The sequence below is a fragment of the Bradyrhizobium roseum genome (assembly GCF_030413175.1).
Classification (GTDB): domain Bacteria; phylum Pseudomonadota; class Alphaproteobacteria; order Rhizobiales; family Xanthobacteraceae; genus Bradyrhizobium; species Bradyrhizobium roseum.
This window is the reverse complement of sequence record NZ_CP129212.1, coordinates 4,714,366-4,735,324: the sequence shown is the minus strand read 5'-3', so window position 1 is coordinate 4,735,324 and position 20,959 is coordinate 4,714,366. Positions and strand designations below refer to the sequence as shown.

At 53.9% G+C, this 20,959-nt stretch carries 21 protein-coding genes and 1 pseudogene; 11 read left to right on the top strand and 11 right to left on the bottom strand.

The genetic code is table 11. From position 1 onward, the window contains the following. Positions 1–905: 905 nt before the first annotated feature. From QUH67_RS22640 to QUH67_RS22620, 5 genes are all read right to left on the bottom strand, one after another. A complete protein-coding gene (locus QUH67_RS22640) occupies positions 906–1,202 on the bottom strand; it encodes a hypothetical protein (protein ID WP_300941378.1) in 297 nt (98 codons plus the stop codon). Between the two features lie 32 nt (positions 1,203–1,234). Then, the gene (locus tag QUH67_RS22635) at positions 1,235–2,641 is read right to left on the bottom strand and encodes a B12-binding domain-containing radical SAM protein (protein WP_300941377.1); all 1,407 of its coding nucleotides are present in this window, start codon (positions 2,639–2,641) and stop codon (positions 1,235–1,237) included. Positions 2,642–2,969: 328 nt separating this feature from the next. Continuing rightward, complete coding sequence (locus QUH67_RS22630) at positions 2,970–3,854, bottom strand: hypothetical protein (protein WP_300941375.1); 885 nt, start codon at positions 3,852–3,854, stop codon at positions 2,970–2,972. Positions 3,855–4,490: 636 nt separating this feature from the next. Beyond that, positions 4,491–4,979, bottom strand: coding sequence for a hypothetical protein (locus QUH67_RS22625; RefSeq protein WP_300941373.1), 489 nt, complete (start codon positions 4,977–4,979; stop codon positions 4,491–4,493). 493 nt (positions 4,980–5,472) lie between these two features. Next, the gene (locus QUH67_RS22620) at positions 5,473–5,709 is read right to left on the bottom strand and encodes a helix-turn-helix domain-containing protein (RefSeq protein WP_300941359.1); all 237 of its coding nucleotides are present in this window, start codon (positions 5,707–5,709) and stop codon (positions 5,473–5,475) included. Between the two features lie 209 nt (positions 5,710–5,918). On the opposite strand from QUH67_RS22620, the gene QUH67_RS22615 reads away from it, so the two are divergent. Next, entirely contained in the window at positions 5,919–6,245 is a 327-nt protein-coding gene (locus QUH67_RS22615; RefSeq protein WP_300941357.1) for a hypothetical protein, read from the top strand. Between the two features lie 79 nt (positions 6,246–6,324). On the opposite strand, the pseudogene QUH67_RS22610 reads toward QUH67_RS22615, so the two are convergent. Next, positions 6,325–6,638: pseudogene (locus QUH67_RS22610) on the bottom strand (DNA -binding domain-containing protein). Positions 6,639–6,903: 265 nt separating this feature from the next. Here QUH67_RS22610 and QUH67_RS22605 point away from each other — a divergent pair. Continuing rightward, positions 6,904–7,851, top strand: a complete 948-nt coding sequence (locus QUH67_RS22605) for a hypothetical protein (protein WP_300941356.1) — start codon at positions 6,904–6,906, stop codon at positions 7,849–7,851. Positions 7,852–7,956: 105 nt separating this feature from the next. On the opposite strand, the gene QUH67_RS22600 is transcribed toward QUH67_RS22605, so the two are convergent. Continuing rightward, positions 7,957–9,396, bottom strand: coding sequence for an IS1182 family transposase (locus QUH67_RS22600; RefSeq protein ID WP_300941354.1), 1,440 nt, complete (start codon positions 9,394–9,396; stop codon positions 7,957–7,959). 356 nt (positions 9,397–9,752) lie between these two features. Between QUH67_RS22600 and QUH67_RS22595 the strand changes: the two genes are divergently transcribed. The 4 genes from QUH67_RS22595 (at position 9,753) to QUH67_RS22580 (ending at position 15,615) form a co-directional block, all read left to right on the top strand. After that, positions 9,753–10,322: a hypothetical protein gene (locus QUH67_RS22595; RefSeq protein ID WP_300941353.1), complete on the top strand. Its 570-nt coding sequence runs from the start codon at positions 9,753–9,755 to the stop codon at positions 10,320–10,322. 636 nt (positions 10,323–10,958) lie between these two features. Next, the gene (locus tag QUH67_RS22590; RefSeq protein ID WP_300941352.1) at positions 10,959–12,806 is read left to right on the top strand and encodes a metallophosphoesterase; all 1,848 of its coding nucleotides are present in this window, start codon (positions 10,959–10,961) and stop codon (positions 12,804–12,806) included. A gap of 72 nt (positions 12,807–12,878) precedes the next feature. Continuing rightward, positions 12,879–13,976, top strand: a complete 1,098-nt coding sequence (locus QUH67_RS22585) for a hypothetical protein (RefSeq protein WP_300941351.1) — start codon at positions 12,879–12,881, stop codon at positions 13,974–13,976. A 1,084-nt stretch (positions 13,977–15,060) separates the two neighbouring features. After that, positions 15,061–15,615 carry a transcriptional regulator gene (locus tag QUH67_RS22580; protein WP_300941350.1) on the top strand — a complete coding sequence of 185 codons (555 nt, stop codon included), beginning with the start codon at positions 15,061–15,063 and terminating at the stop codon, positions 15,613–15,615. A gap of 75 nt (positions 15,616–15,690) precedes the next feature. Here the strand turns inward: QUH67_RS22580 and QUH67_RS22575 are convergent, their stop codons facing one another. Together QUH67_RS22575 and QUH67_RS22570 are read right to left on the bottom strand one after the other, a co-directional pair. After that, on the bottom strand, positions 15,691–16,083 hold the full coding sequence (locus QUH67_RS22575) for a hypothetical protein (protein WP_300941349.1): 393 nt from the start codon (positions 16,081–16,083) through the stop codon (positions 15,691–15,693). Further along, positions 16,080–16,337 carry a hypothetical protein gene (locus tag QUH67_RS22570; RefSeq protein WP_300941347.1) on the bottom strand — a complete coding sequence of 86 codons (258 nt, stop codon included), beginning with the start codon at positions 16,335–16,337 and terminating at the stop codon, positions 16,080–16,082. The genes QUH67_RS22575 and QUH67_RS22570 overlap by 4 nt, the downstream gene beginning before the upstream one ends. A gap of 652 nt (positions 16,338–16,989) precedes the next feature. On the opposite strand from QUH67_RS22570, the gene QUH67_RS22565 reads away from it, so the two are divergent. The 3 genes from QUH67_RS22565 (at position 16,990) to QUH67_RS22555 (ending at position 17,995) form a co-directional block, all read left to right on the top strand. Further along, positions 16,990–17,355, top strand: coding sequence for a hypothetical protein (locus QUH67_RS22565; RefSeq protein WP_300941346.1), 366 nt, complete (start codon positions 16,990–16,992; stop codon positions 17,353–17,355). A gap of 107 nt (positions 17,356–17,462) precedes the next feature. Continuing rightward, positions 17,463–17,606: a hypothetical protein gene (locus QUH67_RS22560; protein WP_300941344.1), complete on the top strand. Its 144-nt coding sequence runs from the start codon at positions 17,463–17,465 to the stop codon at positions 17,604–17,606. Positions 17,607–17,713: 107 nt separating this feature from the next. Continuing rightward, positions 17,714–17,995 (top strand): hypothetical protein, encoded by a 282-nt coding sequence (locus QUH67_RS22555; protein ID WP_300941343.1) that lies wholly within the window; start codon positions 17,714–17,716, stop codon positions 17,993–17,995. Positions 17,996–18,763: 768 nt separating this feature from the next. On the opposite strand, the gene QUH67_RS22550 is transcribed toward QUH67_RS22555, so the two are convergent. Both QUH67_RS22550 and QUH67_RS22545 read right to left on the bottom strand, forming a co-directional pair. Beyond that, positions 18,764–19,474, bottom strand: coding sequence for a hypothetical protein (locus QUH67_RS22550; RefSeq protein ID WP_300941341.1), 711 nt, complete (start codon positions 19,472–19,474; stop codon positions 18,764–18,766). A gap of 142 nt (positions 19,475–19,616) precedes the next feature. After that, a complete protein-coding gene (locus tag QUH67_RS22545) occupies positions 19,617–19,952 on the bottom strand; it encodes a KTSC domain-containing protein (protein ID WP_300941339.1) in 336 nt (111 codons plus the stop codon). Positions 19,953–20,333: 381 nt separating this feature from the next. On the opposite strand from QUH67_RS22545, the gene QUH67_RS22540 reads away from it, so the two are divergent. Continuing rightward, on the top strand, positions 20,334–20,528 hold the full coding sequence (locus tag QUH67_RS22540; RefSeq protein WP_300941338.1) for a DUF3606 domain-containing protein: 195 nt from the start codon (positions 20,334–20,336) through the stop codon (positions 20,526–20,528). After that, positions 20,528–20,683 (top strand): DUF2934 domain-containing protein, encoded by a 156-nt coding sequence (locus QUH67_RS22535; RefSeq protein ID WP_300941337.1) that lies wholly within the window; start codon positions 20,528–20,530, stop codon positions 20,681–20,683. The genes QUH67_RS22540 and QUH67_RS22535 overlap by 1 nt, the downstream gene beginning before the upstream one ends. Positions 20,684–20,959 lie beyond the last annotated feature (276 nt).

Below are 20,959 nucleotides of genomic sequence, written 5' to 3'. Positions count from 1 at the left end.
TTGATCGTCTTGCCCTTGATGAAGTGCTCGCGTCGTATCCGGGCAATTGTCTCCACGACCAGCATCCCCGACCACCTGCTTCATGACAAAGCAGGCAGCGCAACAGACCAACCTGTAGGGGGTCAATTTTGGACGCCGATCCCCCGGCTTAGGGGGTCAATATTGCAGGCCGAATGACAGTAAGCGAGAGCCAAAGGCGAGTGCCGGAGGTCGCAACTCGACGCTCTATCTCAACACCTATCCCTGCCTCAAGGTGGTTACCTTAAGCATAGAGACCAGAGCTGCTGCGGTAAGGTGCTGTATCAAGCTATATGATGATGTTGATGGTCCATACATTTGTTGGGGCCTTGCTCGACGCGAGTCCATTCTGTAGGGGTATTCTTCGTTTTTCAGACTTCGTTCCCGCGGTTCGACTGCTGTCTGTTTCTCTCCAAGTGGACGTCGGTGAACTGATCGGTCATGTCGCCGAGGGCTGAATTGGGAAGAGCCCAAGGGCGCGACTAGCCTACGAACTGTACCTGTCGAAGCGGTACAAGATGTGCTTGCCGCCTCAAGGAATTCGCGCAAGCGCAGCCCTACCGCTGCGGTCGACGATTCGGCGCGTTTCACTTTCATGCCGGCGATGGATTGTTCAATATGAGACAGGCGGCAATGCATAACGGACCAAGGAGCTCCAGCCTCTATCAAAGATAAGTGCGATACTTGCTGCTACACCTCACCAACCAACCAGTCGTGGGCTTCAGGACCTGCGAGCTAAAACGGCAATTATGACGTTTGCCTTCCGTTGGCCGTTTCTCGTGTAGTTAATGCCTCGTAGCTGATCCCGTGGAGTGTAATAGGCGCTAGCTATCACACCCCAGCTCTCGGCGCTGTTCGGCCCGGCCCTACACGCATCGATGAAGAAGTCAGTAGATGCATGCAGCAATTGCAGTTATTACCATTGCTACCGACGCCTGTTGAATGGGCGCTCCCTTCGTTGAGCTATATATTTGCCCTAGGACTGCCGGAGAAATTTTATCGAGCTGTTCCTTTGATACTACTATGCCCAGGTCCGACAGCCCTTTCACCGGGTCTCTTTTGAACTGATGGAATGCGGCGTCATCTTCAAGTATGGATGACGTAACCTTCTTTACTTCCGCGGAGGCGAACTTATCCGAAATGGAATACTCTATATCTGTTCCAGGGATAGTGAACGTCTTCATCGAACGCCTCCTTCGGTTTGCCGGAGTGAACGCTAGCTCATAAATGCATACTTCTGCGCATTCCAACGCTTCTCCCGGATATAGGGACTCGAGTATTCGAGTGACGCCTCGCCGCAACGCCCGCCCGCGATATCGACGAGCATCTTTACGATCTTTATCCGCTCATCGATCTCTTGTATCTCTCGTCTACTCATTGCTCGAACGCCATAGAACCATTTTTCGGTAAGAAAAAAGCCCGGCTCGTCGAGCATATCGAGATCGACTTTCTTGTCTTGGAAAAGCTTGTGCCAAATCGCCGAGCCAGGCATCGGCCAGTACCACTGAAGATAAACTCGAACCCCGTAGTCTAGGATTAATCTCTTCGCAAATGAGACTACCTCCAAACAGTGTTCTTTGTGGTGCCAAGGAAATCCAATAATGAAGCTGAACACCGCCTTGTGAGATATGTTGAATTTGAGCAGCTTAACGGCCGCCTCTTCAATTAACTCCGGAGTTGCGGCTTTACGAATTAGCTTCGCATCGCTTTTCGTTGCGACCTCGGCCCCTACTAGAAAATTGTGGGCGAAGGGAGCCAGCGCTTCGATGAGACCTTCATCTCTCATGTCCACTACCGTCGCGTCAAAATTTAGTCTTTCATGAAATTTTGAATCTAGTCGCCCGCATAGACTATTTATTCGTTCGTGATCTGTGGTGAATGTGTCGTCGATGATGCTTAAAATATTGTAGCGCGTAAGGCCCGAAAATCGATAAGCATGTTCGAGCCGAACTATTGCATGCTCGACAGAGCGTCCCCTCCAGTTCTTCATCGATGTGATCGAGCAGAATGCACATTGAAACTTGCAACCCCGAGAAGTTTCAATGGGAAGCGTCTTGAAGGCGCCTTTGGGAATCAAACCGTAGTCTGGGAGAACACGAAGGTTTTCTACATCGTGCTCTACGTGGATGTCAGGTACGACCATTTCTGAAGTTAATGCAAATCCTGGGATTGCAGAATTCGATTTGCCAGTCTTAATGACCGTGTAGATCTGGACTATGCTGACGTCCGCGTCGCCGCGGAAAAATCCGTCGAAGAGATTTGAGGAAAGTACCGATTCTGGGAAATGCGTTGGATGCGGACCGCCTACGCACAATTTGACCTCTGGGCTGGATAAGCGGCACAAATGAGCAACTCTCTTAACCGTCCCCCAATTCATTGAGTTGCAGCTAAAGAATATTACGTCGTACTGGATCAGTTTCGTAACGATATCTTCAATCGATGTACTTGGACTTGCGACCCAGTCTACGACGTCACAATCGATCCCACTTGAACGGAGGCAAGCGACGAGTGTGTACACACCGAGCGCGGGTGATTCCCGAGCCTCGTCTTGCATTACGGGATACAGACTCCCGTTGTCTCCCATGTTCATAATCGGACAGGAAAAGAAGACGCTGTCTGTCATTTAAATGACCTCAAACGCTTCGGACCTGAATTGTTCAGCTTATAACGATCAACGAGAAAGTGTATCAGGTCAATGCGACACCGCAAGGCCTCGTGCGAGAGACTTTTGGGCGGTTGAAAGCACCTAATCCTGCCAGAGATTTCCTTCCAGTGGCTGCAATCGCCGCTTTGCAGTGACGCGCCGTATTTACTCGGCCTGCCTGAGGGTGCGATCAGCTCCGTGGCCATTGCATTTTTGGCGCGGCCAAATGTCGCTACCAATTAGAGGTCCGCCAGACGTTGGGTATCGCGTGATCTACGAAGGCCTTTACGTCAGCTCACGGCTCGCCTCATTGCAGCGCACGGATGGTGTTCAACCGATTGCTGATTTGGTTGATCTGTAGCTGTTGCAATAACTGCTCCGCTTTTACATTCGCTGATCGTCGCTGTTGGACGCTGGTGACCGGTCTCTGCCTTCCTTGCTTCCTTGCTCGCTCGCGCTTGGCGAGCTGTTCGGCAGTGAGCGGCACGTCTGGTACGGCAAATGCAAAAGTCAGCTTATCGGTGTTGACCTCCGAAAGTGAACCAAGTCCGCCGGGTCCGGTAAAGTGCGTCAGCGTCCACATTGGACCAACTGAGTTGAGATTTTTTGTAACTAGAAAGTTGATGTAACCACCGAAGGCACCCTGGTCTGAGAGAGTTGCGGTGGTCCTTAGGTAATTTGATCCAAGCGCCATATCGACGGCCTGCTTGATCCCCAAGTTGCCTGCGAGATTCGTATCGGCGTAGCCATCACAGTCGGTAAGCCTCACACTGCTGTTCCCGGCTCTGAATGCAGCTTCGTTATCATCAATCTCATCTCTGAGATCCAACAGCGAGAAAAAAAGCTTCTGAGAAAAAAATTGCTCTCTGGATTGTTCGAACTTAGCACCAAGACCAAAAGAAAATGGACCACTCACATAACTCACCGACGGCGCGAGACCACCTGTATCGTTGACGGTCAGATCGAGCTGTACGCCGACTTCATATTGGCCCGTGAGTAACTCGAATTCATGCGGTGCGCCAGGAGCAACTAGATTGGCGAGTTCGCATTTTAACCTTCTTACGATTGATGATACGGTTGGGCTTCCGGTGTTCGGATCAATGGGAACGTCATACCGAGGCACGACGGACGCGCAATTTGCAAGTATCACCGGAAGCGCGAGGATTGCTGCCGTTTGCCAGCGCGGAGACATTCGCTATCCCTTCATCTGAGCCGTGGGCAATTGGCTCTGCAAGGAGCTGGATAGAATCTTGCGGTTGCGTCGCGATGGAAACGTTCCGCCAATCGTCTGCACTCGTAATCACTTGATGGTTCGATGCTGCACCTCTCACCCACACCGGGGATGTTCATGACGCAGCATCTATTGGGCACACTTAAGGGGCGTATGTTGCCTTCTGGACTTGCAGAATTTGGTCCCAGGTCTTGCCGCCAAGCCTGAATAGTTGCCTCGACTTCGGCGCCGCTCAACGGTCGCACATAACGATACAAGTTCCAGTATGTCTGCTTCAATCGGTTTAGTAGGCCGCCGGGTAATTCAGGAGCCCTCTGTTTCGAGGACCCATTCGTTAGAGGCTGTTCAGACATTTCCGCCTCCGGAAAATGAAATACACGCTAAATGCGCATAACTATGCCACGTAGCGCGCTAGATGCAATCAAAAAGAGGTAGGTAGCCAAGAGACGAATTCTAGGTACGGCGTGCCCGTGAGATCTGCGGGAGGGATCGACCGCGGCTCCCAAGCATCTGTGTAACTTCAGCCCTTCGATATCCGCGCCGGCACCACCAGTCGATCAGGCGTCGTCTTGCAACGCGTTGATCTCAGCAAGACCTTTACCAACTCAGATTTTGGTGCGCAATTTTGCTTACCTGCCTCGTATTTTCTTCCAATCCGTACGAACGGGCTGAGTAAAACAAGTCAATCGTCTGAACTAGGCGATGCTGTTCTTTTGCGACAGCCCAAATCTCGCGCGGAGGTCGTCTGAAGCGTCCTGAACCAATAAATTCAGCTAGGCCGCGTCCGATAGTTGCGTTCCAATCATCTTTTAATTCCTTACTCAGAAATCGAAACTGCCTGTGTACCTTTGCCAACTGCCTTATGTAGTCTCGCACGAAGGGCGTAAGTGCTGTAGAACGTTTGTACTGAGCCAATTCCGTCAGCACCGAACGTTTGAAAGCCTGATCCTGCGAGAGCCGCAACAAATCGAGTTTGGGAACTGCTTGAAAACCCAGCCCTACTTCCTTTCTATTGGGCCCGCGCTTCGAAGCCAAAATGTGTACGGGCAAATCCCGATGCTGGGCATAGTTTCTGAGAGCCTCCATAACTCGGTATCCCAGAGAGCTATCGTAGGACTGGGAGATAGATGATCTCAATCGCGCCAAGTCTTTTGGCTTAGTCTGAAATTGGCTTAGTCTGAAAGACCCGCTTGCCATGTTGTGGCAGCGCATCTAGGTACAGTCTTGTAGAAGACAGAAGATTTAGCAGGCGCCTACTTATTAAGTGTCGCGCCACCAGTTCTGACCAATCGTTGGCGTTAAACATAACTGCCCTGAATGCCTCGCCGAAGAGTGCGGCTTCGAACTCGGCGTAGTTTTGCATAAGAACATGGAATTTCTCTGCGATTCCGAGGATCTCATGAAGCCCACCATCCGCAAGGCTGAGTTCTCTAAACATAGCTTCGGTTATTATCAGAGGTGAGACTGACTTGGAGTTGCTTCGAATCTCGTAATGCCTAATCCCCACCGTCTCGATTGATGTGTCTAGCGCAGAGCGCTCGCTAGGTCTTCCCGCAAAGCTCTCTTCGATCAATTGTGGCTAGGACTTCGCTTTCCGCACTGGCACCAACAATCGATCAGGCGTCGTCTTCAGGGCCTTCGCAATGCGAGCCAAAACGACAATCGTCACGTTACGCTTTCCGCGCTCCACCTGAGAGATGTAAGTCCGGTCGACGTCCGCTTCGAGCGCCAGATCCTCTTGGGAGAGGCCAGCCGCCTTCCGGGCCCGCCGAACCGTCTCTGCCACTACCTGAATGATTCTCGTCCCGTCTTCCATAGGGGGAAGGGGGCCGCGTTGGGGACTTTGGGTCCACGGACTTTGAGTCCCATTTTTGTGTGGATTGCGATGGGACTTATAGTCTACATTACCGCGGAGGGCTGATTGGGAGAAAGAAAGTGGATGCTTCAAGGAGACTTCAAGCAAGGGCACTGGGGGAGTGGGGAGATTTGGTCGTACGGGCTGCGGTGGTTTGGGGGGCGGCTTTGATGATCGCCGAACTGGCCAACGAGGCATTGATCGGGTTGCTGTCACGCCCCGCGCGGGTGGTCGTTTGGCTGGTGCTTGTCTTCTCGCTCGTGGGAGGATTCTTCTGGATCGGCGGAAGGTGGCCTCGGTGGCGAGATGCCTTTCTGAGCTGGCGATACCCGATCGCGATGCTGCTGGCTGCCTATGTGGGCTATCAATGGCACGTAGATGACCATGCAGGCTCAGAGGAAGCGCGGCTCAACGAGGCGGCGCGATGGGCGTGCTCCAAGAGCAAGGTTTGTCAGAAGACGGCTGTAGAATACTTGGCTGGTAGAGAGATTGACTAGGCGAACTAAGGCCGCGCCCGCACCAACCGGTGTCTTCCTAACATTCAAGAGCCATGCCAGAGATGATTATGCTCAGGCGTTACGCCTCGCGTTCCTCGCTAGAGTTGCTAGCGCCAGATCCACGTAGCAGAAGCCGGTAGCCGTGCTTCATCATCCACCGGGCTCGTGCTAAATGGCTCTAGAACGCTCGCTTGGCGCGTGCCGGTTCTTGCAGCGGGTCAAGATGCAACACCGTTCGCGCGACTTCGCACCAGTCAGCCCCTTCCGCATCCGCGTCGAGGAGGCGCAGATACGTCACGAGATGGTTTCGTCATAGACGGTCACTGTGGAATTAGAAGGGGCGGCATCGGCGACGTTAGGGCTGAGCGGCGGCTTCCGCTGTGATTCTCGCATCCGGTTCTGAGGGAGAACGCTCCTTAGGGCTCTTGGCTTATTGCTGACGAGAGGCGGAGTTGGCTTTACCCTTCAGACCAGACGTCGCCACCCGGGCCCGTCAGGTCCGAAAGGGCCATCAGGCGACATCCACTGGAACGAAGCTTGTATTCCTGAGTGGAATTCGATTCAGTTCCGTGGCAAATTCGCAGCAACATTATTTTGGGAATATCTCAGATAAAAATAAGGAAGCTAACAGCAAGCGCGTTCCTATTGGGGTTAGGCTATGAAGAAAGATGCCTTCGTGATTATGCCCTTCTCTCCAACTCCTAGCTGCAAGGATTGGACGGAGATATACGACCACGTTTTTCGACCCAGCCTTGTTGACCTTGGATGGACGTGTGAGAGAGCCTCCCCAGAGACGGGCAGCTTAATTGCCAGCATCGTCGACAAACTAAGCACCGTGACGGTCGTTTTGGCAGACGTGACCGATAGAAACGCTAATGTCTTTTACGAGCTTGGGGTGCGGCATTCGTTGAGCCGGCGCACAATTATGGTTTCGCAAAGCACTGAGCATGTACCCTCTGATCTGAAGGGATACTGGCATGTCGTATACGGACTTATGCCCGCTAAGATTACGCAGTTTAGAGAGGACTTGAAGCGGATACTGGCTCGTATTGAAGAGGATCCGGACCGAAACGATAATCCAGTCGCTGACTATTTGACGATCAAAAATCACAGCGTGGTCGCGACCGAGAACAAGCAGAACGTAAAGCGGCTAAACGCACTATTGACAGAGATCAATGGCAATATTTTTGAGCTCGATGCGCTCTTGCAGGATAAGAGCCCACCCGGCCCTCGCGCGCTCTTATCGACGTCCGCGATAAGTTTGCTGCTCGACACCTATTACGTTGATCTCGGGACTGAAGCATTAAGACTTGCTTATGAGTTCCGTCGGTCCGTAGTCGTCCTAGCTCAGGCCCCTCAATCACCAAACATGGTAGCCGTCGGTTTGGGCCTCGGAAGAAAACTGCAGAAGATAATAGCGCAAGCTCGCGATGACATACAGCGTGGCTCTTTTGTTGAACCCGTCACCCCATCTTTTATGCAATGGATGACAAGTTCTCCTTCAAGGCGTCTCACCACATATTCTTGTAGCCATTGCGGAGCCCCGGCAGAGTCTGACCCTTGTCCGGTTTGCAACAGTTCTGATGACCACGTCCGTTGCCGGTAGCGAGTCTAACTCCAGCCCGGCGCATCGCGAGGTGTCTGCTTTGGGTCTTGGCCGTGTAAAAACCCCATTCCAGAGAAGCCGGAGAGAAGGTCGGACCGGTCGGCCTCAGGTCGCGATCGCGGCCATCAACGGCTTGGTCCCAACGATGTTCATAACCCGGGTCAGATTGTAGGCCAGGACCGAGAGGGCCATCTCGGCGGCTACTTTAGGAAGCGTTTTGGTCAGGAAGTGCGTCGCACCCATGCGCGCTTTCATGGTGCCGAACGGATGCTCGACGGTCTCGCGACGTAGTCGCATGGCGAGCGGGTTCGCATCGAGCCGCTGCTGCACGGCGTCGAGCAGATGCTCGTGTTCCCATCGTGTGATCCGTCGCTCGGACCCGGGCGTGCACTGGGATTTGATCGAACAATTCTTGCAGGCGTTGGTCCAGTAGCGCCTCAGCATCTTGTCGGCTTCTTCGTTTGTATAGCGATAAGGCAAACGCTCCCCGGCCGGACAACGATAGGCATCGTCCTCCGGCAAATAGACGAAGTCCTGCTTGCCGAAGCGTCCGTCCGACTTGGCGCCCGAAGTCATCGGCTTGGGCAGGGTTATCGTGATGCCGGCCTCGTGGCAGGCGAGGATCTCCGGGCTGTTGAAGTAGCCGCGGTCGGCAACGGCCTCGAGGGTCTCGGTCTGCAATACAGCCTTTGCTTGCCTGGCCATATTGGCGAGTTGCGCCCGATCCGAGCCGCTGTTCGTCACCTCATGGGTAATGATCAGGTGATGATCGGTATCCACAGCGACCTGCACGTTGTAGCCGACGACGCCCGAGCCGCGGCCGCTGGTTGCCATCGAGCGACTGTCGGGGTCGGTCAGAGATATCTGCTGGTCGGGCGAAGCCAGCATCTGCTTCTCGTAGACAGCAAGCTTGCCCATTTGCTCCTTCACCTTCGCCAGCTTCTCCTTGAGTCTCGTCACCTTCCCGGCCAGCGCTTCGGTCGGCTCCTGCCGGTCGGCCGTGTCAAGCTGGCTCAGATAGCGGGCAACGCTCTCCTCCAGTTGGGCACGTCGCCGCTCCACCTTTGCTCGCGTGAAGTTCCTGTCCCGGTTGTTCACGGCCTTGAACTTGCTGCCATCGATGGCAACGCTCGCCGTCGCGAGAAGGCCCATCTCACGGCAAAGCTCAACGAAGCGCGCGCAGACCTTGCGGAGTGCCAGGCCGCTGTCCTTGCGGAAGTCTGCGATCGTCTTGTGATCAGGCACGAGCCGGCCCAGCAGCCACATGACTTCGACATTGCGACCGGCCTCTCGCTCCAGCCGCCGGCTCGACTGCACCCGGTTAAGGTAGCCGTAGATGTAAAGCTTCAGGAGAACCGAGGGATGGTACGACGGCCGTCCGGTCGCCGCCGGGTCCACCCCATCGAAGCCCATTTCCGCCAAATCTAGCGCATCGACAAACACGTCGATCACCCGAACCGGGTTGCCTTCGTCAATGAAATCATCGAGGCATTCGGGCAGCAGCGTCGATTGCCCACGATCCGCCTCTTCAATGAAGCGCCTCATCAATTCTCTCCCGAGAATCATCGAGGGAATCATAGCAGCGCAATGGCGTTTTCACACAGCCAGGGTCAAAAGCGGTCCTTTCGGAGGACATCGGTTCAGGTCCGCTAAGGGCCAAAAGCGGCGGTGGTGGCATGCGTCGTGCGACGTCCTTGTCTACCACCACCGATAACCGACATCACAATGGATCGGTATCGTTCTGCTCAGGCTAATGGATCACATCTGAGGCCTGGAGCCCCGCATTTGGCTTGCCATGCGATAACCACGTCCGGGTCTCTCCCATGTCATCCGCGTCGATCGCGGACCTGTATGCTGTCGTTGGGAGTCAGTGCGACCCATGAATTGGCGGGAGTGATGGCGTGGCGAAAAAGGAACGAAAGCGCAAACCGCTGCCGGAACCCGATCATAGGCTGCTTGCAACAGTAAAATCGGTCACGGTGAGTTACTATGTGGGAAATCACGGCAATGGCGTCTCGGATGAAGCCATCACCGATGTGCTTTGCGCCATCGTTACGATGACGCCAAACATACCCAAACATGTCGGTAAGGAAGTCACATGCTCGCTCATGTGCTCGCGCCAATATGGTCGCGTCGATGATCCTGAGGAAAAGCGCTGGCCGCGCTTCGGCAAGGGGCAGACCGTTCCGGAAAGACCCTTTTTACTCAACATGCGATTCGACAAGGATGGAGGATCATTCTCCGCTTACCTGCCCGAGGCGGCATACTGGGCGCTGCAGGCCGACTTGAAGAGCGGGTGGTTGAAGTTCATCGAGGCGAGCTTCACCAGGCCGCGCCGTGGATATGGTAATCTGACCGGCATCAACTTCTCGGAAATCCCACCTGAGGAAGTGTTAACAGTATCGGCGAGTATTGATCGGCCATCACTGCATCGAGGAGCCGCTCTCCGCGGGCCGCTGTGGACCCACTGAGGGCATTTGGCTGACGCTGTCTTCCCTGGTCGGAGGATTATTCTGGAGCGGCAAAAGGTGGCCTCGGTGGCGAGGCGCGTTTCTGAGACAGCCATACCCGATAGCAACGCCGTTGGCTGCACCTATGTTGGCTGCCGATGGCACGCGCTGACTATGCCCGTTCAGAGGAAGCCAGGCTCAGTGGCGTGACGCGATGGGGGGCAAGAAACTCATGTGTCGGAATATGGTTGTAGGCTACTTGGAAGGTGGAGAGGTTGACTGGGGAATAATAGAAATCGCTCGCTGGTCTGGTTCGCTCCGTCTGCAATGCGGCGCCACAACGGTATTTCACCACGGCCGTGGCGGCTTCGCGCACCTGTCCGGAGGAAAGTCGTTGAAAAACAGGTTCTTGGCAATCTAGCGCTTCTCGAACCACACATTTGGCACTCAGCTTAGCCGGCAATTGCGCTGCAAGAGCAGGCCGGTTCCGCGAACAGCATGGCATCCGGAAGGCCACCCATTAGCCGCCGCGCTGTGCGGCAACCACAGGTATTGCCTTTTTCAAAAACAACCCTCAGACTTTGCGATATTGCCGATTACTTTCCTGCGACATTGTTCTTGCAGTTTCTCTTGAAGGCATAACGGGAGGCTCCCAAAATGGCCGCCAATTTCCTTAAGGACTACAAAACCTATCCGCGGATGGTGCACTGGTTTAATCCGATCCTTCTCTACAAGCTGCTCAATAACGTCGTCACCTCCGCTATGTTTGGGCAGTACGCGGACAGGCGATTGATCGTCGCGGCGCTCGATACTGTCGATCCGAAGAAGCACATGGAGCGCGCCACGGCACTGCTGCCCGATCTTAGCCGGAATGGTGATGGCCCAGTCTGGTTCGATTTCGTAGCTGATCTTGGCGACGGTTTCGACAGCACCTTTGCGGTAGCCAGTGTCCTGGCAAAGAAAGAATGGAAGTTTGAAACGGAAACCCTTCCTCGCGGTCAACTTCTGATTATGGGCGGAGATGAAGTCTATCCGCTTGCGAACGCTCAAACCTATCGCAATCAACTTTGGCAACCCTACTCGTGGGCGTTTCCTGACCATGACCAGAATGATGATCGTGGTGTTCCGTTGTTCGCGATCCCCGGCAATCATGACTGGTATGATGGATTGGTTCAGTTTCTCGCTTATTTTTCGCGCGAGCAACGTACGCATTTCGGCAATTGGCGTTCGCAGCAGCGGCGCAGCTATTTCGCGATCCAGTTGACCAAAACCTGGTGGCTATGGGCGGTGGATATTCAGCTTGCCGAAGATATGGACCAGCCCCAATCGGACTATTTCACTATGGTTGCTGAGTCAGCTGAAATGGCGCCGGGGTCCAGGATCATCTTGTGCTCCGCGGAGCCGGGCTGGCTTTACACAGACACAAACACGAAATCCTGGGAGATCGTCGACTATGCTATCGGCATTGCCCGGCGCTCGAAGAAGAACTTTAATATTCCTCTCCTGCTTTCTGGCGATACGCACCATTATAGCCGCTATGAATCCAGTGATGGCACGCAATTTGTGACTTCAGGTGGCGCCGGCGCCTTCCTTCATCCAACTCACCAGCTTGACGCCGAAATCAGCGTCCGCTGGCGCGGCAAGAAGGCCTTAAAATTGGCTCGCAAAGGGAATCTCCCGAAGGCAGAGCCGGCGGTCTATCCTTCGATGCAGATTAGCAGGGGCTTACTGTGGCGCAATCTGTGGTTTGCTATCACGAACTGGGATTTCTCGATCTTGATGGCCTTCATCTATTTTCTGGTCGGGGTCTTTGTGGGGCTTCGTAATTCTCCAGACGCCTACATAATAATTTCTCTCCTAATGGGGTGGGGTATCGTTGGGTACACCACGACGCAGGAGAATGTTTCCATACTCGAGATTTATCGAAGCTGGCGTAAGAGCCTCAAGAATCCCGACGCATTCGATGGGCTCGCGATTGAAGCACTATGGTCTCAATTTCAGAAAGCCCTGATTGTTATCGGCACGAGCGTCCTCCATGTGGGGGCTCATGTACTGACGTCGATTTCTGCTGCACGCTTTTTCGACACGTGGAACAAGCTGAATATCGACTTCCAGACCGAGTGGTACAGTGTCTGGGCTTGGCTTGGCGCGCTCTTCCTCGAGATGGGCGCGGTAGGGTTCTTCGCCGGCAGCACCATCTTTGGCCTGAATATGCTTTTTACTTGCCGCTGGTTGAAGATGAACCGCAATGACGCATTCAGTGCATTAAGGATCGGTCGGTTCAACAATTTCGTCCGCCTAAGAATTCAGGATGACGAGGTGGCCTTGTTCGCTATCGGTCTGGAAGACGTTCCTCATCGCGACGACTGGAACGAGAATCCCGCTTACAAGCGCGGGTTTCCTGACGAGCCCCGGTGGATACCGAAAACACCGCTCAAGCCGCACCTCATCGAGAAGATCGTCGTTTCAGGTCGTGCGGGTCCTGCGTCTGGGATCGCTACCTGATTTCACGCCGCCGAACGGGCGAAGTTGCGCTGATCGCTAAACACCCAAGATATATTGTTAGGAGATTGCATAATGTCTAACCCAACTCAGGAAGCGCTCCGGGCGCTCGATCTGAGCGGCTGCCTTGTTCGGTTCGCCACCGAGAATAAGGCCGGCCTTCCAGCTGACGTCATCAGGAAAATAGAAAGCGCGATCGACGCTCGGGCAAATAACAAATGGACGGTTGAAACAGCGACAGATTTCTGGACTGCCTATGATTTGCTTTGCTCGCATCTAAAGCCAGTAACGGTCGATACCTATAAGGGTGCTCAACTCACGCAACACGACTCATTCCATGGCTTCGGGCCGAGCTATTTGTCATCCTGGCCGCTTAGATGCGCACGTAGATTTACCGTGGCGCTTTTTGTTTTTCTGATTGTGACCGCATTTTCGCTATTTGTCGCATCCGAGGGAGCCACACTCGTCAAAGAGATCAATTCTTTCATCTTGCAAGGTGACACAGCGGTGAGCGATCTCCGAACGCTCTTAAAAAATAAGCCGAGTGAGATTACAGACGATACGGTGCTAACGGATTCAAAGCTGACGCCAACAGCTCGAGTTTGGGGAAACGAGGTAAATGAAAAAGTGATCAGATTGTTTTCGGCATCGGATAACCTCTACGCTAAGGCGAATGCCACTGTTTTTCGAATTCTTGGCGTCACGCCGTATCAGGACTGCAATGCGGAGGGCGCGGATCCGCGGACCTGTTACTGGATTGGCAGACTGACGGATCAATCCAAAATGAAGGAATTAAGCGAGAACCTGCAGAACTTTTTTAATTACTTCGAAACACGGCGTGCAGTCGAGACTCGCCGTGATCAGGCATCCACGCGACTTCAAATGCTGAATGTCTGTATCTTGCCAGCATTTCTGGGAATGCTTGGAGCGTGCACTTACGTAGTGCGGATGATTTCCGAGCAGGTTCGTGATTTCACGTTTGCCAGTACGTCTGGACTGCGACATCTCTTGCGAGTTGTGCTCGGATCGATCGTCGGAATTATAGTAACGTTGCTGTGGACGAAAGGTTCACCAGAGGGCTTCTCGGTTTCGGCCTTGTCCTTTATCGCTGGCTATTCGATAGAACCGGTGTTCGCGACTTTTGACGCGTTTGCAGAGAAGTTTCGGAGATAGGCAAGATGCGTTAGCTCTCGCAGAGCCAGGCCATATCGCGCGCGGCCCACTCGCGGCCATTAACTGCAATTTGACTTTTCGAGACCATCTAAATTGCGACCGTTACTGGTGGGCGGCACCTATCTCATTCGCGTTCTAAGAACGGTTGTAAGGCTCAGCCAATATAAGCCTCGGTGGGGCATCAAGATATTTCCATAGGAAGCGGCCAGTCCGGCTTTGGCTCGCACTTTTCGGTTTTCGCCTGGGCCCTGTACTCCCTCGCGGGGCCCCTCAGGGTCTTCTTGACCTCATCATCCACCGTCTGGTCGGCGATGCTATCGGCGCGGTCTGCTTGCTTCCGAAGGTGCCTTTTCATGCTAGGTAATTCCCGAAGATTGCCATCGTTTCCCTAGCTCGTTTGGCTTGAGTTCACCCATGAGTTGATACGTCGGCTTTGGTGAGGCTCTCCGTATCGATCCGCCGGCGAGCCTGCTCGGCAAGTATCTTGACGATCGTCCCTGAACCCTAAATTGTAGGGTCTTTCTGGGGGTTGTCAGCCACTTGGATCTCCTTTTTGACCAACGTCGGACTCGACTTGTCGCTCCCTGTTTGTTCTAAATCGGGCTTTCGTGAATTCGGCGAGCCTATGCCGGACCTCGACTACATCCGACGGGAAATCGAACACATGCGCGTCCAGGTCGGGCGCCAGAGGAAAGAGATCCTTCTACTTCAGCGGGCTAATATCTCCCACAGCATCTGCCGAGCTTCTGCTTGGCCGGATGCTAGCCAAGATCGACAACCTTTGTGAGTAGCGCGACGAGCGCAAGGACCTGCCGAAGCCCCGTAAGATTTTGGGAGGCCGGACATGGTGAGGCGCTATCTTTCCGACGCGCCCGACCTTTCCCGTTCCTGCACCGTTCCTGCACGCCCTTGGGCAATGTCCGGCATCAGCTGCCCGAAGGGTCTTGTTACCAGCACGTCCAGGCGATCGATCGTGGCGATCGACCAGTATGCGGAAGCCGCGACGGGAAATCGGGAGTATTTCCTTAACAAGCCGCGATCAATCGGTGGTTGTAAAACAGAATCGGTTCCATAGGCTTACGCAATGACTGATGAAGAGCGCGATCGACGCATAGCGCACGTCGAACAGGTTCGCCAAACACTTGCTGAGACGCACCCACATCTCAAAGACTTTGAGGAATTTTTGGGTGATTTCAATAAGGAGACAGAGCGAGGTGCTGCGCTTGCTGCAGCCGCCTATATTGATGGCCTTCTCGAAAGCACCTTGATCGCCTTTTTGATCCCAAACGATAGTGGGTTGAATCTTATTACAGGCTTCAATGCCCCGCTTGGTACGCTGTCGGCTCGCAATGCTGCCTGCCACGCGATGGGGTTAATTTCCGAATTGGAGTTTAAAGAGTGCGATCTCATCAGGAGGGTTCGCAACGAGTTCGCTCATAAAGTCAAAATGTCCTTCGAAGTAAGCCGGGTGAAAAACCTTTGCCGAAATCTCTCATTGCGGGCAAAGCCGTACGGCGCCGTGACGGTCAGTACGCGAGGAGAGTTCACATCGGCAGCGGTCGCCCTCATTCTCAACCTCACTAATCGGCCCCATTACGTTGCACAGCGTGCATTGACATATGGAAATTGGAAATACTGACGCGTTGCGATGGTAAGAAAGAGTGAGATTTGAGGTGTGAGGTAATCTCGCGCCTTTGCGTTTGACTGCAAAACACTAGTGACCATTAACTAGTGAACAGGTGACAGTACGCATATCGTCTTTGATTTTCGTCATCCATATCTGCGTGAACACTTTTGTGGTGCCGGGCGGGATAGGCGAATTCATGTTTAGCGAATTCTCGTATGCAGTGGCCCCAAGAGAATCCTTGTAATGGCAACGAAGAACTACAGTAGTGAAAGTGATGAGCGTGTCGTTCCGTATAGAAAAATCGGCAAGGACTTGCGCTTTGCCGTAATCAAATTTTGGCTCAAAACTGACGAGTTTGACCTGGGCAAGTATGTCCGCCCATTTCGTCGGGGCTGGACGGCTCGGTTGCTCATTATGGTAGTGGTAGATTACTGCACCGACTATCACTGCGAGCAGTAAACCGATCAAGGTCGTCTTCACTGCAGAACCTTCGGCAGGACAAGAACGATCTCGATCTCCTGCTTCGAAATCCCGGACGCAACGATCGAGATATGGAGGGCATAGTTGTCCTCTATCTCAACCGCGGATTCCTCGTCCTTGGCGAAGACGTAGAGCAGCGGGCTCTCGGTATTCTCGAAGTGGATGTCGGCGAAGAGGCGGTCGAAAGTCTCTGCGCCCACGATGAGCGCTATGCGGGCTTGGATGGCGTAGTCCTGGATTTCGGTGAGCTTCATTTCCCTGCCGCCGAAGTAATCACTTGCTTGCGGTGTACATGATTATCATCGATGATTCATTCAAGGGGACGCATTCCAGTCGGTGCGGCTCCCGCGAACTATCGACTGGCGCAAACAATGAATGACTGGAGACGTGAACTCGAAACCACGCACTGCCTTCGAATGGTCGTGCTTACTTCGCCATGACGGCAGTTTTGACCAAAAGACACGCGATGCAATTCATGCCCACAACGAGCGGGTTATTCAACAAGCTATTGATTAAGCCACGCTAGCGCTATGGCGCTCGATCGAAACAGCCCCTCATGACGGCACAACTGTTTTTCTATGGCGTGAAGACTATCCACATCCCGTGAAAGCGAAGTGGTCTGCCTATCCCCGGCAACCCGGTGATGGATGAGGACGAGAACGACACCGACATGTTCGGTTGGTACGTGGCGCAACTGGTGCCGGCGAGAGGGCCAGTTTCAGAAGCAGGCCCCTTCGAAACCGGGCGAGTTCAAAATTCGAGAGATCACACCTGAGCAAGACGCGCAGGAAAGTCAGAAGCCAAGCTGAACGGAGTCTACATGGCCTACATCAAGGAAGGTAAACCAGAGGCTGAAGCCGCCCGTCTGGCACGGGAGAAGATGGACGAAATGACTAAGGTGACAGCATGAAGCGATTATTGATTTTCACGATACTCTTCCCGCTGCTTGTGCTGGGCGTTTACGTAACCACTACAGGCTTGCTGCGCGAAGGACTGCCTGGAGGCAAGTTGTTGGCCATGCTGGTGGGAACGACCTACTTCATTGGCGTCATTCCAGCTTGGGTTACAGCAGGAGTAGACAGTGCGCTCTCCGGTAAGCCTCTCTATCTCCGCCTCATCGCGACCGTGTTCGTGGCGGTTGCTATGGCTGAGCTCTTCGCAATTTACATGGGTCAGCCATCTTTTGAATGGCAAGTGATGGCCGCAGGTGCAGTTCCAGCCGCGATATGTTCGCTGCTGTCGATAGAAACCAACGAGAAGATAGATGCGTGAGCGGAGAAGGATGTAAGTGCGGCGCGTGGGGTAAGCATGAGTGCTGCTGCAAAGGAGTGGATTGGCGAAGCGGTCGGGAGAAAGAGCTAGAAGCCCGATGCGCGGCGATGGACAAAGCCCTGCGCGGTGTCCTGCTCTATTTCGAGAGCGGCAACAAAGTCCTCATCGAGCGAGCGACCAACTTCCACGACAGCCAGGCTATCAAGGACGTCCGCGCCGCCCTCACAGATAACGGAGGGCAGGGGTTATGAATATCCCTGTGGAAATCTCGGCTTCCTGCTCCGCACAGTTAAGGCCAACAAATTTGCGGATCGGCCAATCCCGCCTATATCATTGGCATCCAACACGGAGGTCGGTCATGGACAAGGAATACAAAAATGTTCTTCAGATGGAATTGCGTCGGCTTCCGCAACGAACGCCTGAGGAGAATGCAGCCCGTAAGAGGTTTGCAACGTTGTGTGGTCACGTCTCTCGTCGTTTGAAGAATAATGAGCGTCTTGCGGGGAATGTTCTTGAGCTTGCTGTGAGTGCTGCTTTTGATGAGAAGACTGCTAAGAAATTTAGGAATGGTGAGCCGCTTGATGATTATGAGAAACATTTGATTGTTGATGTTGCTTTGCTTCACATGAGGCTTGCGTAGCCATCCCGTGAGAAAGCCGTCGGCCGCCGAGAACCGTTACTTCGATCAGCTTGGCGCATGGCTACAAAGCGACTGGCTTCCTTGCCCAATCTACCAAACGAATGCGCCGTCGAGAGATCGCATCCGCGTGGTGTAGCCGGGTGGGGGACGGGGACAGGCATGAAGGCCCACCACTTCTTCGCCGCCGGCCTCTCGAAACGTGCGCACCTTGAGTACGACCCCGACCACGACGGTTTCGAGTCCCGACATGGGGTGACACATGCCGAGCTGGTCAAGAGGCAATGGGAGGCCGTTGGGTTCGTTTCTGGGGAGTGGATGTACGAGGGGGTGTCCCCGAGCCGGGCGGAGTGGCTAGGGCGGGTATTCGGTCGTTTGACGAACTTTTAATTCGAGTTGGTCTAGGCCGCCTTGACATAAAATTGCGAACTTCAGGCACGCGAGGAAGTGAAGGTTGACGTCCATCGCTCTTGGACCGACAACTAACTGTCCCCCGGGAGAACAGGCTCTAAGGTTTCATAATTAGAGAGCTGCGCCGATGTCTGATCACCAGTTACGCTTCAAGGGCCCTGGCTTCGATTTCGACGCCAAGGGGTCGGTAGGTATCCTCGCTGCACTGATCATCGCAGAAGCTTTCCTATGGCTGCTCCGCTAGCCATCGAGCCGGGTACCGGGACATCACCGCGGAAGGCCCCTTAAGGGCCATCTCGTTCAAGGGGCTTGCGACGAAATAGACAAATTGAGTTGCCGCCTATCGTGTCTTGGAGCGCGTCATCTAGATTGATTTGCGAGCCAAACCTGCACAAGGGTTTCGCCTGGAGCGAGCTTCACATAACGGCGTCCCACGTGATCGAATTCTTTCGGATCAAGCCGATATCCGATTTCGATTTCGGTAGCTCTCAGGAACTTCTTAAAGCATCTGACGAGGTATCGAAACCGTACTTCACTGTCGTGCCATAGTTCTCGCAGAAGAGCAGTGGTCTTGAACTCTTGCCACCGCCGAAAAGCATCCACAATGATACGAAGTCCGCCCAGAAAGGCGAGTACTCCGAGGGGCGAGAACCCTGCATGCATCGAACACGTCACAGCGATGGACAAACCCACAGCCATTTCCAAGATTGGGTAGTAGGGGCTGCGCTGCTCATCGCGCATCAGCCAGGCTTGGCGCCCCAAGTAAACAGCGACGGAAAGGAGGACGAGTGATCCAAGCCAAGCAGGAATAAAGCTAACGACCCACATCACCGGTGGAAGTATCCACTGAACCAGCCCGCTGATCACCAGAAGTGCCAAATTGACGACTACGACTACGGCGAGGAAACCAAAAACGCGCTCACTGCCGACCAGCCTCGTTGTGTTCCGCCCAAAGAGATCTTTCTCCGCCTGCTGGCGAGCCAAGATCCGCACGATGTTCTTCTGCGCCTGCTCCTGAATGGCGATCTGCGTCGCAGTAAAAACGCCCGAATGCCCCGTCGTTGAAGCCATAAGCAGTCTCCATTGGCCCTGCCAAAAAGATGGGGAGCTGGAACCTTGGTGGCAAGTACGCTGCTAACGTGATGATTTAACTACAGAATAGGCACAAGGCAGATCATCGCCTGGTGAGATAAGGCCGTCGGAGAGGGGGCGCCTAGTACGACGGCACGCGATGCGTCCGGCAATCGTAAGGTCCGTCTTTCCCGGAGCCTTTGATGTTGGCGTTGTAATAGCGCCCATGAGAATCCGCCGAAAGAAGCGCGTCGACGGTGGACTTCGGTATCTCGCAGTAGTGGTAGTAAGTGTCCTTCAACAGGATGATCATGTACTGATTTTTCGCGTCGTAGCAGATGCGATTTACGAAGCTGCTCTTCGTGATGCTCTGGCAGGTGAAAGGCTTTAGATCGACCTGGCCGCGATACTTCACATCCACGGTCTCGGCGTGGGCGGTGGTCGCAAGAAAGAACAAAAGAACTGTAAGGCGCTTCATGTTGATCCACCATGGAATCTAGTTCAGTTGACGCATCCGCCTGACATGATCGAGGCACCTTGGTTCTTGCAGCCAGCGCCATAGGTGGGTTTGTCCGGCTGCTCCTGTGTTATCGTGTTTTGCTTGGGTGCGGCCTTCTTCTTTTGCTGGCGGCGTTGCCATCAGTCACTAGCGCAATTGAGAAAATGGCAGCCAAGGCCAAAGCAATAGTCTTCTGCCTTTAAAATCCCTCAGGTTGAAAGTACGGGAAGATATATTCTGCAGATAGAGTTGGCAACGTTCGAATCGGTCACAATCCGAGTCTTACGCCCGACCGCTAAACGGCCTTGGTCAGAGGAACCCGCAGTCCCTAAGGGTGTTTTCCTTAAAAGGGAGAACGCCATGTCCGACAATCTCACCAAACGTCACCAGCCCGATCGCTCGAAGATCAATATGAGCGAGGACTACGAAGTTAAATACTGGACCAATGCGCTCGGGGTTTCCAAGGAAAAGCTGCAGAAGGCCATCGACAAGGTCGGTAATTCCGCCGCTGCGGTTCGCAAAGAACTGGGCGTTGACGAGCCGGTGCAGACCTGATGGCTACTGAGCAAGAGATCGGGGAATTCGCCCATCAGCTCTGGGAGAACGCCGGTAAGCCTGAAGGCCGGGTAGACGAATTCTGGAACGCCGCGGAAATTGAGTTGAACAATAAGAAGCCCGGTACGCCGCCTGAAGGCATCAAGCTCGAATGATCGACCCTGATTGTCTCGTATGCTTCGGCCTCGGTTGGGTGTGTGAGAACCACCCCAACCTGGCGTGGGATGAGAAAGGCTGCAACTGCGGGGCGGGAATGCGGTGTGAGTGCAGCAGCACGCCCGACGTCGACCAGGCATTGAAGAGCCCGATACGAAACTCATCGTTCGTTAGGAATTTGTTCTAAGTGATTTTACCCGCGACAATTCGTTCGGTGTGAACGACGGAAAGAGCCGGAAGCGAGAACACACGCCGGGAACAGGTTAGTTGTCAGC